Here is a 15533-nt window from a genome sequence, read left to right as displayed (position 1 = left end):
CCGGAACTTAGCAGAATCGGGACGTCTTAGAGCATGATCCGGCAGTGGCGGCACCGGTTTTCCGATTAGACCATGCTCAGACTTAAAGATTAGGGCTCGACCGCGGTTGCAACGCCCGGCCCAGCGCCACGAACAGGGCATTTTCGTCGGGCGAAGCCGCCGCCGTGACCTGGGTCGCGCCGGCGTCCCGCAGGACCGCGGCGACGGCCGCTGAAATGCAGCATTGCGGCAGCGCCAATGCCGAGATTTCGACGCCGCCGGCGCGCGCCGCCTCCAGAAATGCCCGCGCGCTGCGCCGGGAGTAATGCAGCACGGCCTCGATCTCATGCGCCACGAAAGCGTCATATATGTCCCGTGGCAGGCTGGGCGCGGGCACCATCCGGTAGGTGGTCTGCGTCACCACCGTAAAACCGCTCTCGCCGAGGTCGCCGGCAAGGTCGCGCGCGAGATCGGCGCCGGCAAGGTACAGGATCCGGCTCGTTTTCTTCAGTTGCTTCGACTTCGCACGCGCCAGCACCAGATCGCGCAATGCGCCGGCATCGCCCTGTGACGCGATCACCTCGCCAAACCCGGCGTCGCGCGCCGCGGCCGCGGTGTTTTCGCCGACTGCGAACAAAGGCAGTTTCAGGAGCCGGCTTTCGGCCAGATGGGGCGCGATGGCACGCAGGGCGTTGGCGCTGGTGACGATGATGGCGCCATAATTTGCGTCCGCATCGTCCTGGAACGGCACCGGCTCGAACCGCAGCATCGGCGCGCGCAGGACATCGAACCCCCGCGCGCGCAGCGCCTTGGCCGTCGTCTCATCATCCGGATGCGGGCGCGTGACGAGAACGGCCATATTTCAGATCTCCGCCAACATGATTTCGGTGCACCAGCGCGATTGCACGCCGTCACCTCGTAATGCTACCGGGTTACGGAAGCGTTGTTTTTGGCGATAGCGCAAGGGTTCAAAGGGTTCAAATTGGACAACGACACGCCGATGCTGGTGCTGGGTATCGAGACGACCTGCGATGAAACCGCGGCCGCCGTGGTGGAACGCCAGCGCGACGGCAGCGGCAAGATTCTGTCCAATATCGTGCGCTCGCAGACCTCCGAGCATGCCCGTTTCGGCGGCGTAGTTCCGGAAATCGCGGCGCGCGCCCATGTCGACCTGCTTGACGGCATCGTTGGACAAGCGATGAAGGACGCCAACACCGGCTTTGCGCAATTGTCGGCGGTGGCTGCTGCCGCCGGGCCCGGCCTGATCGGCGGCGTGATCGTCGGCCTCACCACGGCCAAAGCGATCGCCATGGTGCACGATACGCCATTGGTTGCGGTCAATCATCTCGAAGCCCACGCGCTGACGCCGCGGCTCACCTGCGCGCTCGCCTTTCCCTATTGCCTGTTCCTGGCGTCCGGCGGGCACACCCAGATCGTCGCCGTGGTCGGCGTCGGCCAGTATGTCCGGCTCGGCACCACCGTCGACGACGCGATGGGCGAAGCCTTCGACAAGGTCGCAAAGATGCTGTCGCTGCCCTACCCCGGCGGACCGGAGGTCGAACGATCCGCGGCGAGCGGCGATGCCAAACGGTTCGCCTTTCCGCGGCCGATGCTCGGGCGGCCGGATGCGAATTTCTCGCTGTCGGGATTGAAGACGGCGGTTCGCAACGAAGCCAGCCGCTTGATGCCGCTGGAACCGCAGGACGTCAGCGACCTCTGCGCCAGTTTTCAGGCCGCGGTGCTGGAATCGACGGCGGACCGGCTGAGCGTCGGCCTGCGCCTGTTTCACGAACAGTTCGGCCCGCCGCGCGCGCTGGTCGCTGCCGGCGGCGTCGCCGCCAATCACGCCATCCGCGGCGCGTTGCAGGACGTTGCCGCAAAGGCGGAGACCACGCTGATCATTCCGCCGCCCGCGCTGTGCACTGACAATGGCGCGATGATCGCCTGGGCCGGCGCGGAACGGATGGCGCTGGGGCTAACCGATACGATGGACGCGCCGCCCCGCGCGCGCTGGCTGCTCGACGCCAACGCGACCGCGCCAGCCGGCTACACCAACACGCGCGCGGGATTTTGATATGGCGTCCTTTAATTCCGTCGCAGTGATCGGCGCCGGCGCATATGGCAGCGCGCTGGCCTGCGCCGCGGTGCGCGCCGGCCGTGACGTCGTGCTGTATGCGCGAAGCGTCGAAAACGCCGCGCAGATGCAGACGACGCGAAGGAATCCAAAGCTGCCCGGCGTGAGTCTTGATGTGGACATCGGCGTCACGGCTGACATCGTTGCCGCGGCGCGCGCGGACATCATCCTGCTGGCGACGCCCGCGCAGAATTTGCGCGAAGCCGCGACGACGCTTGCGCCGCATCTCGAACCTGCGACACCCGTCGTCGCCTGCGCCAAGGGCATCGAGCGCGGCACGCATCGCTTCATGACCGAGGTGATCGCTGACACCATCCCGGATGCCATCCCTGCGATCCTGTCGGGACCGAATTTCGCCGACGATTTGGCGCGAGGCCTTCCGACCGCCGTAACGCTGGCCGCAAGGGATGAAAGGCTGGCGAGCGACCTGGTGCAGGCGCTGGGCTCGGCCACGTTCCGGCCCTATCACACCACGGATGTCCGCGGCGTCGAGATCGGCGGCGCGGCCAAGAACGTGCTGGCGATCGCCGCCGGCATCGTCGTCGGCCGGCAACTCGGCGCCTCGGCGTTGGCGGCGCTCACCACGCGAGGTTTTAGCGAACTGGCAAGGCTTGGGCGGGCCTGCGGCGCGCGCAGCGAGACGCTCGCGGGTCTTTCCGGCCTCGGCGACCTGATCCTGAGCTGCTCGAGCCTGCAATCGCGCAACTTTGCGTTCGGCATCGCGCTCGGCCGCGGCGAACAGCCGAACCGCGACAAGCTCGCGGAAGGCGAATTCACCGCGCCGGTCCTGATCGAACTGGCCGCTTCGCAGAACGTCGATATGCCGGTATCAACTGCGGTCGCGGCGATCCTGAGCGGCAAGGTTACGATCGACGCGGCGATCGAAGGCCTGCTGACACGGCCGTTCAAGGCGGAGGAATAATGATGGCGTACTGGCTGGTGAAATCCGAACCTTCAACCTGGTCGTGGGACCAGCAGGTTGCAAAGGGAGCAAAAGGCGAAGCCTGGACCGGCGTGCGCAATTTCACCGCGCGCCAAAACCTCGTCGCCATGAAGAAAGGCGACAAGGCATTCTTCTATCATTCCAACGAGGGCAAGGAGATCGTCGGCATCGCTGAGGTGATCAAGGAGGCCTATCCCGATCCCTCCGACAAAACCGGAAAGTTCGTCTGCGTCGACATCAAGGCGGACAAGCCCTTGAAGACGCCGGTGACGATGGCCGCGATCAAGGCCGACAAGAAGCTCGCCGACATGGCGCTGGTGAAATATTCGCGGCTGTCGGTGCAGCCGGTGACGGCGGAAGAGTGGAAGATGGTCTGCAAGATGGGCGGGCTGTAGCTTCTTCTTCCTTTCTCCCCTTGTGGGAGAAGAAAGGTCAAGCGGCCGCTGCCGTTACCACCTGTGCCAGCAGCGCCTCGCGCTTGGCTTGCGTGCGATAACCCTTCATCGTCGCCGCGAAACGTTCGAGGATGCCGTCCTCGAACGCGGTGACGATGGTGTCGTGGACATAGCTCTTGCGGCAGATCGCGGGCGTGTTCGACAGCTCATCCGCGGCGGCGCGCACGGCTTCCAGCACCTGCTTCTTGCGGCCGCGCTCGCTTGCTGCCGGCGTAATCCGCGACAGCGATTCCAGCACCACGGCTGATGCCATCAGGGTGCGGAAGTCCTTCAGCGAAATCTTGATGCCGGCGATCTCGCGCAGGAACGCATTCACGGTGGTGGTCGAGACCGTGCGAACGGTGCCGGAATTGTCGCGATACTGGAACATGCGCTTGCCCGGCACGGTGCGCAGGATGCCGATGGCGCGCACCAGCTTGGCGGCGTCGCATTCCTTGCGCACGGCCTTGCCGCCCTTGGCCTTGAAGGTCAGGACGAAGCAGTCGTTTTCCAGCGCGACGTTGGACTTCAACATCGTGGTGGCGCCGCGGGTGCCGTTGAGGCGGGCATAGGATTCGTTGCCCGGCCGGATCGCGGTGCGGGCGATCAGTTCGATCACCGCCGAGAGCGCGAACTCGCGCGTCGGCTCGTCGCCGGACAGATAGGCCGAGACCTTGCGACGGATCTTCGGCAAAGCCGCCACCAGCCGCGCCAGGCGATGCGCCTTGCGCTGCTCGCGGACCTTTTCCCAATCGACATGGTAGCGGTACTGCAGCCGGCCGGCCGCATCGATGCCGACGGCCTGCAGATGTGAGCTCGGATCGGCCGAATAGCGCACGTCGCGATAGGCCGGCGGCACCGCCATCGAATGCAGGCGGCGGATGGTGCCGGCGTGACGGATCTGCGTGCCGTTGGCGCGATGGAATGAATAACCCTTGCCGCGCTTGACGCGGCGGATGGTCAGCCCGTTCTGGTCGCCGAGCCTGAGGCCAAGTTCCTCGGCCAGATCTGCGACGGAGGTTTTGACAACGATGTGCGGCTTTGCCGCGGGCGCTTTCAGCGTCGGCTTGGGCAGTTGCCCGAGCGCTTCGGCCAATGCAACGGCGGGATCGGCGGAAACGGGCCGCGTAGCCTCGAAACTCTGCTGATCCATCATGACCGTTATCGCCTTGCTCCACCTGTCTGCCGGCAATGCCCGTTGTTGTGACTTGGTTCCGGAGGGCCGTCCGGCCCCGGGGACGCCATTTAGGGGGTAATGAACCGCTTTGCGAGTCCCGATTCCGTCATTAACGGTTATTAGATACCGGTCATGGGTGCCATTCCGGCGATAACGTTGATTTTGGGCTCCCCCAAAACCTGAAAATGTCGGCGATCTTGATCAGGAACGAGGCCAATGGCCGCCCAGCCGACCAAGGTCGCAGACGTTTGCGCCTTGTCCGGGCATCGTCCCGCGACGCATAATCGTTGCAACAATCAGGACGGCTTGCGGCCCCCAGCATGTGCGGCGCCGCAACGAATGGGAGGGTAAAAATGTCCGAGAAAATTTACGACGTGTCCGCGGATTGGGCCAAGCGCGCCTTTATCGACGACGCCAAGTACCGCGAAATGTATGCCCGCTCGGTCTCGGACCCCAACGGATTCTGGGCCGAACAGGCCAAGCGCATCGACTGGATCAAGCCCTTCCACAAGGTCGAGAACGCCTCCTTCGCTCCCGGCAACATCTCGATCAAATGGTTCGAGGACGGCGTCCTGAACGCGGCCTGGAACTGCATCGACCGCCATCTCGACAAGCGCGGTCACCAGACCGCGATCATCTGGGAGGGCGACGACCCCTCGCAGTCCAAGCACATCACCTACCGCCAGCTGCACGACGAGGTCTGCAAGATGGCCAACATCCTGCGCACGCGGAACGTCAAGAAGGGCGATCGCGTCACGATCTACCTGCCGATGATCCCGGAAGCGGCCTATGCGATGCTGGCCTGCGCGCGGATCGGCGCGATTCATTCGGTAGTGTTCGCCGGCTTCTCTCCGGACAGCCTCGCCCAGCGCATTACCGACTGCCAGTCCAAGTTCATCATCACCGCCGACGAGGGACTGCGCGGCGGCAAGAAGGTGCCGCTGAAGGCCAATGTCGATGCCGCGATTGCGAAAGCCGGCGGCGTCGATTGGGTCGTCGTGGTCAAGCGCACCGGTGCTGCCGTCGACATGAGTCCTTCGCGCGATTTCTGGTACCACGAAGCAGCCGCGATGGTGACGACGGAATGCCCGGTCGAGCATATGCACGCGGAAGATCCGCTGTTCATCCTCTATACGTCGGGCTCCACCGGCCAGCCCAAGGGCGTGCTGCACACCACCGGCGGCTATCTCGTGTACGCCGCGATGACGCATCAATACGTGTTCGATTATCACGACGGCGACATCTACTGGTGCACCGCCGACGTCGGCTGGGTCACCGGCCACAGCTACATCGTCTACGGGCCGCTCGCCAACGGCGCGACCACGCTGATGTTCGAAGGCGTCCCGAACTATCCGGACAACTCGCGCTTCTGGAATGTCATCGATAAGCACAACGTCAACATCTTCTACACCGCGCCGACCGCGATCCGCGCGCTGATGCAGAGCGGCGACGGACCGGTGCAGAAGACCTCGCGGAAAAGCCTCAAGCTGCTCGGTACGGTCGGCGAGCCGATCAATCCGGAAGCCTGGGAATGGTATCACCGCGTGGTCGGCGACGGCCGCTGCCCGATCGTCGATACCTGGTGGCAGACCGAGACCGGTGGCATCCTGATCACGCCGCTGCCCGGCGCAACCAAACTCAAGCCGGGTTCGGCGACGCGGCCGTTCTTCGGCGTGGTGCCCGAAATGGTCGATGCCGACGGCAAGGTGCTGGACGGCGAAGCCACAGGCAATCTCTGCCTCATCAAGTCCTGGCCGGGAATGATGCGCACGGTCTATGGCGACCACGCCCGGTTCGAGCAGACCTATTTCTCGACGTACAAGGGCAAGTATTTCACCGGCGACGGCTGCCGCAGGGATGCAGACGGCTACTACTGGATCACCGGCCGCGTCGACGACGTCATCAACGTGTCAGGCCATCGCATGGGCACCGCCGAAGTCGAGAGCTCGCTCGTCGCACATGCAAAAGTGTCGGAAGCCGCCGTGGTCGGCTATCCTCACGACATCAAGGGCCAGGGCATCTATGCCTATGTGACGCTGATGGCCGGTACCGAACCGACCGAGGAGTTGCGGAAAGAGCTGGTCGCCTGGGTGCGCAAGGACATCGGCCCGATCGCTTCCCCCGACCAGATCCAGTTCGCGCCGGGCCTGCCGAAAACCCGCTCCGGCAAGATCATGCGCCGCATCCTGCGCAAGATCGCCGAGGACGAACCCTCCAGCCTCGGCGACACCTCGACGCTGGCCGATCCACACGTGGTCGAAGATCTCGTGCAGAACCGGCAGAACAAGAAGGGAGCGCCGGCGTAAGGCCGCCGCCGGCACAGGCTTCTCGCCCCGGGCCTCCGGGCGAGGGCCGGAAATCCGAAACGCAATCCGGGATGCAAATCCCGGACGTGGCGCCAATCCCGTCGCGCTCACGCGGTTGTTAGTGGCGAGCTCGCCTCAGGCGGCTTTTCGCTGCCATGTGCTGTTTTCAAATCATTTACTTTATTTCGAACATTTTCCTTGTTTCCCCCGTCGAAAACAGTTTTGCGGGCCGGCGTCGAAACCAGCCGGTCAATTCGCGCGACTAAACTAAAAATGCGTGGGCGAGACGGTGAGACGCCAAGGTTTAGGTCGAGGCGTGAGCCAAGATTTGAGCCAAGGCTTGAAAGGACATTTGAGGGCCCTGATTGGCCGGGCGGATTGGAGCTGGGCATGTTGATGAGAATTGCGGTGGCGCTGGCCGCCACCATTGGTATGAGCGTTGTGATGATGTCGTCAGCCGCGCAAGCGCGGCCGGAACTGGTCGGTATCAACGGCGACTACGCGCCGGGCACGATCGTGGTGAAGACCCATGAGCGGCGTCTCTATCTCGTTCTCGAATCCGGCCGCGCCATGCGCTATCCGGTCGGCGTCGGCAAGGCCGGCAAGCAGTGGGCGGGCACCACCCGGATCGACGGCAAGTACCTCAACCCGGCGTGGTCGCCACCGAGCGAAGTCAGGCGCGACAAGCCCGAGATGCCCGACGTCATTCCCGGCGGCTCGCCGCGCAACCCGATGGGCGTGGCAGCGATGACGCTGGCCGGCGGCGAATACGCCATTCACGGCACCAACGTGCCGGGTTCGGTCGGTGGCTTCGTGTCCTACGGTTGCATCCGCATGCTCAACGACGACATCTCCGACCTCTACCAACGCGTACCGATCGGAACGATGGTGACTGTCACGCGCTGATTGCTCACGGATCTGAATGCAAAGAGCCGCGCAGTTCGCGCGGCTCTTTTATTTCGCAAACGGTTGACTTGCGTTCGCGCACCAACTGTTGCGATGGCCACCATTGTAGCTGCGCGCATGGCCTGACGCGATCATCGCTGTCGAAAGGCTTGCGGTTCGCCTCGTCGCGACATCAGCCACGACACGGCCCGCGTATTTGTCAGGCCCGATATTGAAGATCGCGACATCGCCCTGCCCGAGCAGCGAGCGAAGAGCGCCGGTCGCAGCCTCCGCCATCTGCAACTCCTGCGCACAGGACGCCTTTAATTCAGGCGCGTCGATGCCGCGCAGACGCACCCGTGTGTTGAGATCGAGACCCGGCTCCAAGTGAACCCGCGCCTCGAACGTGTCTCCATCAATCGTGCGGATGACGTCGACGGCGCGACGCGTGTCCGCCCTTCCAGCCCGCTTCCACACCATCTCGGCATCGCGCGCCGCCTGGCTGTCGGCTGAGCTCGGCAACGACCGCCGCACCCAGTCCCGTACCGGCAGCATCGTCCCCGCCGCGACGCCGAGGACGAATAGCCACGGCAGGGCCGCCGAAAACCAGCGGCGCCAGGAACCCCGGCGCGTGGGCCGATATGCATTTATTCTCTCGTATGGGGACATATTCCCCGACTAAGGGCTGAGTCGGGCAATCCGGCAAGAGCCCATTGCGGTCCCTTGGACCTCAAAAATCCGACGCGATCCCTTTGTGCTCCCAATCGCCATAGCGGGTCGGTTCCGGGCCCTTCGGACCCTGAAACTCCTTCTGCTGCGGCATGGCGCTGGCCGCGGCGGCCTTGCGGCGGGCTTCGGCCTCGGCGAGCGCGCGCTCGGCGGCGGGCGTCAGCTTGTTGCGTTCCGCGGTTTGCGCGGGAAATGAGGGACTGTCGGTCATCGCAATTCTCCCTTAGCACAGGGATGGGCGCACAGATGACATCACATTCGCGAAATTGTCTGTGGCGATTCTTACATTTGGCATATTCGCATGCCAAACAGGCTTTCATTCCAATGGCATGAGCCAGAACCTTTCCGCTTTCCGAGACATTGCTGATTCATGCCACCTTCCCGATTCGCAGTACCTGCCGAAGTGCCCGGTCTCGCGGCACGCCGGATCGCAGCTGACATACTCGACGGCGTACTGCACAAGCATCGCACCCTCGACGACCAGCTCGACGGGGCCGGCGCGCATCCCGGCCTGAAGACGCTGGCCGATCGCGATCGTGCCCTGATGCGGCGGCTGGTGGCGACGATCCTGCGGCGGCTCGGCACGCTCGGCCATTTGCTTTCGCGCCTGCTCGATCGCGGCATCCCGACGGATGCGCCGCGCGCGCAAAGCGCGCTGCTGATCGGTGCTGCACAAATTCTCTGGATGGATGTGCCCGATCATGCCGCCGTCGATCTCTCGGTGCGGCTGGTGCAATCGGACCGACGCGCCGCGAAATATGCCGGCCTCGTCAACGCGGTGCTGCGCCGCTGCGCCCGCGAGGGGCAGCCGCTGATCGACGAAGTCAAGTCGCAGAACCTGGATATTCCGCCGTGGCTGCTGGCGCGCTGGATCGGCGCCTATGGCGAGACCACGGCGCGGCAGATGGCGCTCGCCATCGGCTATGAGCCGTCGCTCGACATCACCGTGAAATCAGACGCGGCGCAATGGGCGAGCCGCCTGCACGGCGAGACGTTGCCGACCGGCACCGTGCGCACCTTGCTGCAGGGTTCGGTGACCATGCTGCCCGGCTTCACCGAGGGGCAGTGGTGGGTGCAGGACGCCGCCGCCGCGCTGCCGGCCCGGTTGTTCGGCGACGTCGGCGGCAAGACCATTGTCGACCTCTGCGCCGCGCCCGGCGGTAAAACCGCGCAACTGGCGCAGGCCGGCGCGCGCGTCACCGCGGTCGACCGCTCGCCGGCGCGCATGGCGCGGCTGCGCGACAATCTGGCGCGGCTTTCGTTGCAGGCCGACGACGTCGTGACCGATGGTGCCGAGTGGCCCGGTGGCGGCAATGGCGGGTTCGACGGCGTGCTGGTGGACGCGCCCTGCACCTCCACCGGCACCATCCGGCGTCACCCCGACGTGGCCTGGCTGCGTCAGGAAGCCGACATTGCCGCATTGACGGCTTTGCAGAAGCGACTGCTGCAAAGGGCGGTCACCCTGCTCAAGCCGGGCGGAACGCTGGTCTATTGCACCTGTTCGCTGGAGCCGGAGGAAGGTGAACAGGCGATCGCGTCCCTTTTGGCCGCCGAATCCGGCGTGCGCCGGGCCCCGGTCGAGGCGAGCGAGGTCGCGGGGCTGAGCGAAATCGTGACCGCAAACGGCGATTTACGGACCCTGCCCTGCCATTTGCCCCATGCCGACCCCCGGCTCGGCGGGTTCGATGGATTTTACGCGGCGCGCCTGGTCAAATCCTGATTTTAAGCTGGAATTTCCTCGCCCTTCGGGGTGATTCGCCGGTTTTCAAGATGGTGTCATCCCGGCGTTTCCGGATTAAAAGGATTCGCCAGAATACCCCTCCCTCCCGAACCAAGGCACGGCGTGTCGGTCGCTCAACGCAGACGCATCTCGACGCTTATCATGAGCCGCTCGGCGCGGACCGTGATCGCGCGTGCGACCGGCGCTACGGTGGCGGTGTCGCGGCTGTGGCCCGGCCGCGCCGACCGGCTGACCATCGCGCCGCACGACCTGCGCACCGCCGACGCCACCCGCGCCGCCGAGATCTATGCCGGCCGCTTCGTGTTCGCCGGCAAGATCGTGACCTGCCATGGCCGCTCGATCTTCGATCTCGAACCGCCCTCGGAAGATTGGGAAGTGGCGCTACTCGGCTTCGGCTGGCTGCGCCATCTGCGCGCCGCCGATACCGCGCTGACCCGCGCCAATGCCCGCTCGCTGGTCGACGACTGGATCTCGAACCCGGGGCGCAAGCGGCCGCTCGAACGTCGCCCCGACGTGCTGGCACGCCGCGTGATCTCGCTGTTGTCGCAGGCGCCGCTGGTGCTCGGCGACACCGACGGAAAATTCTATCGCAAATATCTGCGCGGGCTGACCCGCGAGATTCGCTATTTGCGCTACGCGATGCTCGACATCGCCGACGGCGTGCCGCGGCTGCAGGTGCTGATCGCGCTGTGCTATGCCTCGCTGTGCCTGGCTAATCAGGCGCGTCACATCCGTTCCGCCACGCGACGGCTTTCCGACGAGTTGCAGCGGCAGATCCTGCCCGACGGCGGGCACATCTCGCGCAACCCCGGCGCGCTGGTCGAACTGCTCAGCGACTTGCTGCCGCTGCGGCAGACCTTTGCCGCCCGCAACATTGCGCCGCCGCCGGCACTTTTGAATGCGATCGACCGCATGATGCCGATGCTGCGCTTCTTCCGTCACGGCGACGGCAGCTTTGCGCTGTTCAACGGCATGAGCAACGCGCCCTCGGATCTGGTGGCCACCCTGCTCGCCTATGACGACACCCACGGCGTACCGATGGCGAACATGCCGTATACCGGCTTCCAGCGCCTCGATGCCGGCGCGACGACCGTCATCGTGGACACCGGCCCGCCGCCGGCGCCGAATGTCAGCCAGGAAGCGCATGCCGGTTGCCTCGCGTTCGAATTGTCTTCCGGACCGAGCCGCATCGTCGTCAATTGCGGCATGCCCTCGACCGGCCGCGATAATTGGCGCAGCTTTGCGCGCAGCACCGCGGCGCATTCGACCCTGACTTATCACGACACGTCCTCGTGCCAGTTCATCGAACTGTCGGCGATGAAGCGCCTGCTGCAGGGCGCGCCCGTCGTTAGCGGCCCGGCCAATGTGGAAAGCTACCGCGAGGCGAGGGCCGACGGCGATCTGCTGACCACGTCGCATGACGGGTATCTTGCAAAATTCGGCGTCGTGCACCGCCGCGTGCTGATGATCTCTCAGGACGGCGGCAGGCTCGACGGCGAGGACACCATCTCGCCGGCGCCGGGCGCGCGCATCAAGGGCGCCGAAACCGATTTTGCCCTGCGGTTTCATCTGCATCCCGCAGTGAAGGCAAGCCGCCTCAGCGATGCGCGCGGCGTCATGCTGGTATTGGCCAACCGCGACGTCTGGACCTTCGAGGCACTCGACGACAAGGTCGACCTCGAGGACAGCGTGTTTCTGGCCGGCAACGACGGCCCCCGCCGCACCGCCCAGATCGTGATCCGCCAGGATTCCCGCCATGCCTCCTCGGTCCGCTGGAGTTTTGTCCGCTCGGCGACGACGGCGGCCGGGGCGAACGCCCGCCGCAATGCGCGGCGCGAGCCGGAACTGCCGCTCTAAGGCTGCTGTCGGCCGCGAGATTTCCACACGTGGATTTGGTGGGTTTTTTGCCCGGTTTCACGACCGGCAAAACCGTGCTACCGGGCTGGCTTACAGCCCAGGAACCTCCTTATGACCGACCATCCGCGCCGTGTAACCCGCGCTTTGTTGTCCGTTTCCGACAAGACCGGCCTGATCGAATTTGCCAAGGCGCTGGCCGGCCATGGCGTCGAGCTCGTCTCCACGGGCGGCACCGCCAAGGCGATCGCGGCGGCCGGGCTCCCGGTCAAGGACGTCTCGGACCTCACCGGCTTCCCCGAAATGATGGACGGGCGGGTCAAGACCCTGCACCCCAAGGTGCATGGCGGCCTGCTCGCGATCCGAGACAACAAGGAACATGCCGATGCGATGAAGGCGCATGGCATCGCGCCGATCGACCTGCTGGTGGTCAACCTCTACCCGTTCGAGGAAACCGTCGACAAAGGCGCTGCTTTCGAAGACTGCATCGAGAACATCGATATCGGCGGTCCCGCGATGATCCGCGCGGCCGCGAAGAACCACGACGATGTCGCCGTCGTTGTCGAGGCGCAGGATTACCAGGCCGTGCTCGACGAACTCTCCGCCAACAAGGGCGCAACGACGCTTACGCTGCGCCGCCGCCTTGCCGCAAAAGCCTATGCGCGCACCGCCGCCTATGACGCCGCGATCTCGAACTGGTTCGCCCTTCAGCTCAAGAACGACGCGCCGGATTTCCGCGCGTTCGGCGGCCGGCTGATCCAGTCGTTGCGCTATGGCGAGAATCCGCACCAGACGGCCGCGTTCTATCGCACGCCCGACAAGCGGCCCGGCGTCGCCACCGCACGGCAATTGCAGGGCAAGGAACTGTCCTACAACAACATCAACGATACCGATGCAGCTTACGAATGCATCGGCGAGTTCGACCCGGCGCGCACCGCGGCCTGCGTCATCGTCAAGCACGCTAACCCTTGCGGCGTCGCCGAAGGTCCCGATCTGGTCAGCGCCTACCGCAAGGCGTTCGCCTGCGATACGCAGTCGCCCTATGGCGGCATCATCGCCGTCAATCGGACGCTCGACGCCGAAGCCGCGCGCGTCATCACGGAAATCCTGACCGAGGTGATCATCGCGCCTGATGCGACGGAAGAAGCCGTCGCGATCATCGCGAAGCGGAAGAACCTCCGGCTCCTCCTCGCCGGCAGCCTGCCCGATCCGCGAGCGATGGGCTTGACCGCGAAAACCGTCGCCGGCGGCCTGCTGGTGCAGAGCCGTGACAATGCTGTTGTCGATGACCTCACGCTGAAGACGGTGACCAAACGCGCGCCGACCGACGCCGAGCTGCGCGACCTCAAATTCGCGTTCCGCGTCGCCAAGCACGTCAAGTCCAACACCATCATCTATGCCAGGGATCTCGCCACCGTTGGCATCGGCGCCGGCCAGATGAGCCGGGTCGATTCCGCGCGCATCGCCGCCCGCAAGGCGCTTGATGCCGCGGCCGATGCAAAACTCGCCGAGCCGCTCACCAAGGGCTCGGTCGTCGCTTCCGATGCATTCTTCCCGTTCGCCGATGGCATGCTGGCCTGCATCGAAGCCGGCGCCACCGCCGTGATCCAGCCCGGCGGCTCGATCCGCGATGACGAAGTCATCAAGGCCGCCGACGAGCACGGCATCGCCATGGTGTTCACGGGCGTGCGGCATTTCAGGCATTGAGCTGCGGCGTCAATCCGGGGCGCGCGTAGCGCGAAGCAATCCACATCTCAGCATGCGGCGCTATGGATTGCTTCGCTTCGCTCGCAATGACGATGTACGACACGCGTAGCCCGGATGGAGCGCAGCGCAATCCGGGAATATCAGCCGCGAGCACCGGGTCCCGGATTTCGCGGAGCCTGTCATCGGGCGCGCGTTCGCGCGACCCGCTGGCTCCATCCGGGCTACGAATTCTCCCTCACTTGCGTCAGCAGCGCCAGCCCCGCCACGAAGAACACCACCAGCAGCGCCATGCCGGCCTTCTGGCTCGCGGTGACTGCCGTGATCACACCGATCAGCAGCGGGCCGATGAACGACGTCACCTTGCCGGTCAGCGCGAACAATCCGAAATACTGCGCGATGCGATCCTTTGGCGCGAGGCGGATCAGAAGCGTTCGCGACGCCGCCTGCAGCGGACCGCCGGCGGCGCCGATCAAGCATCCGAGCACGAGATATGCGCGCTCGGCGGCGCCGGAGAACAGCGCGCCGCCTGGCGCCGGTGGCGCGACCTTCACGAACAGGATCGAGTCCTTGTCGACCAGCAGGATCGCACCGAGCGCGAACAGAAGGATCAGCAGGCTGCCGGCAATGACGCGCTTGGGTCCGAGCTTGTCGTCGAGCTTGCCGCCGAGCCACGCCCCGAACGTGCCGGCGATGGCCAGCAGAATTCCAAAACTTCCAATCTGGATCGTATGCCAGCCAAAAGTGCCGGCGGCGTAGATGCCCCCGAACGCAAACAACGACACCAGTCCGTCAGTATAGATCATGTTGGCGAGCAAAAATGTCGCCACCGATTTCTGCTTCGGCAATTCGCCGAGCGTCCGCTTCAGCCCGCTCAGTCCTGCGCGCAACGCCTCGCGGATCGGAAGCTTTGCCGGGTAATCCGGCGTGAACAGGAACATCGGGGTCACGAAAATGACGAACCAGATGCCGGTCAAAGGACCGGTGATCCGATCGCCCTGGTGGCTGACCGGGTCGAGGCCGAACAGCGGCGCCAGGCCGAAAAGCGTGCGCCCCGTTTCGGGGTTCGCAGCCAGAAAGCCGAGCACCAGGATCAGGCTGAGGATGCCGCCGATATAGCCGGTGGCCCACCCGGTGCCGGACAATCGCCCGATTCGATCCGGCGGCACCAGCGTCGGCATCATCGCGTTGTTGAAGACGGTGGCGAATTCGACGCCGACGCTCGCGATCGCATAGGCGAGCAACAGCGCGGGGATGACACTGGGGTCGCCAGGCTTTCCGAACCACATCAGCGAGGCGCCGATCACCAGCAGCGAACCGAAGCCGGCGATCCACGGCTTGCGGCGTCCGCTGGCATCGGCAATCGCGCCCAGAACCGGCGACAACAGCGCGATCATCAGGCCGGCGGCCGCGGTGGCAAATCCCCACAGCGCCTGCCCCTGCGCCGGATCCGGCGCAACAAAACCCGCGAAATAAGGCGCAAATACAAAAGTGGTGATCAGCGTGAAATAAGGCTGCGCGGCCCAATCGAAGAATATCCAGCTGATGACGGCGGCGCGGCGCGGATATTCCCGCGGTATCTCGGCGCCGGCTGCCTCGGAAGCGATCACCGTCATGTGAGAAATTTCCTTCAAAAGTCTCGCGGGC

General features: G+C 64.9%; 13 protein-coding genes. 8 read left to right on the top strand and 5 right to left on the bottom strand.

From position 1 onward, the window contains the following. Window positions 1-82: 82 nt before the first annotated feature. Window positions 83-838: a uroporphyrinogen-III synthase gene (locus C7G61_RS29070; protein ID WP_108520199.1), complete on the bottom strand. Its 756-nt coding sequence runs from the start codon at window positions 836-838 to the stop codon at window positions 83-85. 141 nt (window positions 839-979) lie between these two features. Here C7G61_RS29070 and tsaD point away from each other — a divergent pair, with 141 nt between their 5' ends. From tsaD to C7G61_RS29055, 3 genes are read left to right on the top strand one after another with little or no spacing between them, the layout of a single operon-like run. Then, window positions 980-2053 carry a tRNA (adenosine(37)-N6)-threonylcarbamoyltransferase complex transferase subunit TsaD gene (gene tsaD / locus C7G61_RS29065; RefSeq protein ID WP_108520255.1) on the top strand — a complete coding sequence of 358 codons (1074 nt, stop codon included), beginning with the start codon at window positions 980-982 and terminating at the stop codon, window positions 2051-2053. 1 nt (window position 2054) lies between these two features. Further along, complete coding sequence (locus C7G61_RS29060; protein ID WP_108520197.1) at window positions 2055-3035, top strand: NAD(P)H-dependent glycerol-3-phosphate dehydrogenase; 981 nt, start codon at window positions 2055-2057, stop codon at window positions 3033-3035. 2 nt (window positions 3036-3037) lie between these two features. Then, the gene (locus C7G61_RS29055; RefSeq protein ID WP_108520195.1) at window positions 3038-3451 is read left to right on the top strand and encodes an EVE domain-containing protein; all 414 of its coding nucleotides are present in this window, start codon (window positions 3038-3040) and stop codon (window positions 3449-3451) included. A 37-nt stretch (window positions 3452-3488) separates the two neighbouring features. Here C7G61_RS29055 and C7G61_RS29050 read toward each other — a convergent pair whose 3' ends face one another. Beyond that, on the bottom strand, window positions 3489-4646 hold the full coding sequence (locus C7G61_RS29050; RefSeq protein WP_108520193.1) for a DNA topoisomerase IB: 1158 nt from the start codon (window positions 4644-4646) through the stop codon (window positions 3489-3491). A 374-nt stretch (window positions 4647-5020) separates the two neighbouring features. On the opposite strand from C7G61_RS29050, the gene acs reads away from it, so the two are divergent. Continuing rightward, window positions 5021-6973 (top strand): acetate--CoA ligase, encoded by a 1953-nt coding sequence (acs, locus tag C7G61_RS29045; protein WP_108520191.1) that lies wholly within the window; start codon window positions 5021-5023, stop codon window positions 6971-6973. Window positions 6974-7363: 390 nt separating this feature from the next. After that, window positions 7364-7879 carry a L,D-transpeptidase gene (locus tag C7G61_RS29040; protein ID WP_108520189.1) on the top strand — a complete coding sequence of 172 codons (516 nt, stop codon included), beginning with the start codon at window positions 7364-7366 and terminating at the stop codon, window positions 7877-7879. 48 nt (window positions 7880-7927) lie between these two features. On the opposite strand, the gene C7G61_RS29035 is transcribed toward C7G61_RS29040, so the two are convergent. Continuing rightward, complete coding sequence (locus C7G61_RS29035) at window positions 7928-8527, bottom strand: thermonuclease family protein (RefSeq protein WP_108520187.1); 600 nt, start codon at window positions 8525-8527, stop codon at window positions 7928-7930. 61 nt (window positions 8528-8588) lie between these two features. Then, window positions 8589-8798: a DUF1674 domain-containing protein gene (locus C7G61_RS29030; protein ID WP_108520185.1), complete on the bottom strand. Its 210-nt coding sequence runs from the start codon at window positions 8796-8798 to the stop codon at window positions 8589-8591. 159 nt (window positions 8799-8957) lie between these two features. Between C7G61_RS29030 and C7G61_RS29025 the strand changes: the two genes are divergently transcribed. The 3 genes from C7G61_RS29025 (at window position 8958) to purH (ending at window position 13889) form a co-directional block, all read left to right on the top strand. Beyond that, on the top strand, window positions 8958-10307 hold the full coding sequence (locus C7G61_RS29025) for an RsmB/NOP family class I SAM-dependent RNA methyltransferase (protein WP_108520183.1): 1350 nt from the start codon (window positions 8958-8960) through the stop codon (window positions 10305-10307). 162 nt (window positions 10308-10469) lie between these two features. Beyond that, window positions 10470-12185, top strand: a complete 1716-nt coding sequence (locus tag C7G61_RS29020) for a heparinase II/III family protein (protein ID WP_190242015.1) — start codon at window positions 10470-10472, stop codon at window positions 12183-12185. 111 nt (window positions 12186-12296) lie between these two features. Further along, window positions 12297-13889 (top strand): bifunctional phosphoribosylaminoimidazolecarboxamide formyltransferase/IMP cyclohydrolase, encoded by a 1593-nt coding sequence (gene purH, locus C7G61_RS29015; RefSeq protein ID WP_108520178.1) that lies wholly within the window; start codon window positions 12297-12299, stop codon window positions 13887-13889. 221 nt (window positions 13890-14110) lie between these two features. Here purH and C7G61_RS29010 read toward each other — a convergent pair whose 3' ends face one another. Further along, window positions 14111-15502: an MFS transporter gene (locus tag C7G61_RS29010; RefSeq protein WP_108520176.1), complete on the bottom strand. Its 1392-nt coding sequence runs from the start codon at window positions 15500-15502 to the stop codon at window positions 14111-14113. Between the last annotated feature and the right edge of the window lie 31 nt (window positions 15503-15533).

It is taken from the genome of Bradyrhizobium algeriense (assembly GCF_003062295.1).
Classification (GTDB): domain Bacteria; phylum Pseudomonadota; class Alphaproteobacteria; order Rhizobiales; family Xanthobacteraceae; genus Bradyrhizobium; species Bradyrhizobium algeriense.
Note: the sequence above shows the minus strand (reverse complement) of the source record. Positions and strands in the feature narration are given on the sequence as shown.

What these genes read in the sequence shown, in the direction of transcription:
- C7G61_RS29050 (WP_108520193.1), bottom strand. Translation starts at nt 4,646, where the DNA reads ATGATGGATCAGCAGAGTTTCGAGGCTACGCGGCCCGTTTCCGCCGAT.
- C7G61_RS29040 (WP_108520189.1), top strand. Translation starts at nt 7,364, where the DNA reads ATGTTGATGAGAATTGCGGTGGCGCTGGCCGCCACCATTGGTATGAGC.
- C7G61_RS29060 (WP_108520197.1), top strand. Translation starts at nt 2,055, where the DNA reads ATGGCGTCCTTTAATTCCGTCGCAGTGATCGGCGCCGGCGCATATGGC.
- C7G61_RS29020 (WP_190242015.1), top strand. Translation starts at nt 10,470, where the DNA reads ATGAGCCGCTCGGCGCGGACCGTGATCGCGCGTGCGACCGGCGCTACG.
- C7G61_RS29025 (WP_108520183.1), top strand. Translation starts at nt 8,958, where the DNA reads ATGCCACCTTCCCGATTCGCAGTACCTGCCGAAGTGCCCGGTCTCGCG.
- C7G61_RS29070 (WP_108520199.1), bottom strand. Translation starts at nt 838, where the DNA reads ATGGCCGTTCTCGTCACGCGCCCGCATCCGGATGATGAGACGACGGCC.
- C7G61_RS29010 (WP_108520176.1), bottom strand. Translation starts at nt 15,502, where the DNA reads ATGACGGTGATCGCTTCCGAGGCAGCCGGCGCCGAGATACCGCGGGAA.
- C7G61_RS29030 (WP_108520185.1), bottom strand. Translation starts at nt 8,798, where the DNA reads ATGACCGACAGTCCCTCATTTCCCGCGCAAACCGCGGAACGCAACAAG.
- acs (WP_108520191.1), top strand. Translation starts at nt 5,021, where the DNA reads ATGTCCGAGAAAATTTACGACGTGTCCGCGGATTGGGCCAAGCGCGCC.
- C7G61_RS29035 (WP_108520187.1), bottom strand. Translation starts at nt 8,527, where the DNA reads ATGTCCCCATACGAGAGAATAAATGCATATCGGCCCACGCGCCGGGGT.
- tsaD (WP_108520255.1), top strand. Translation starts at nt 980, where the DNA reads ATGCTGGTGCTGGGTATCGAGACGACCTGCGATGAAACCGCGGCCGCC.
- C7G61_RS29055 (WP_108520195.1), top strand. Translation starts at nt 3,038, where the DNA reads ATGGCGTACTGGCTGGTGAAATCCGAACCTTCAACCTGGTCGTGGGAC.
- purH (WP_108520178.1), top strand. Translation starts at nt 12,297, where the DNA reads ATGACCGACCATCCGCGCCGTGTAACCCGCGCTTTGTTGTCCGTTTCC.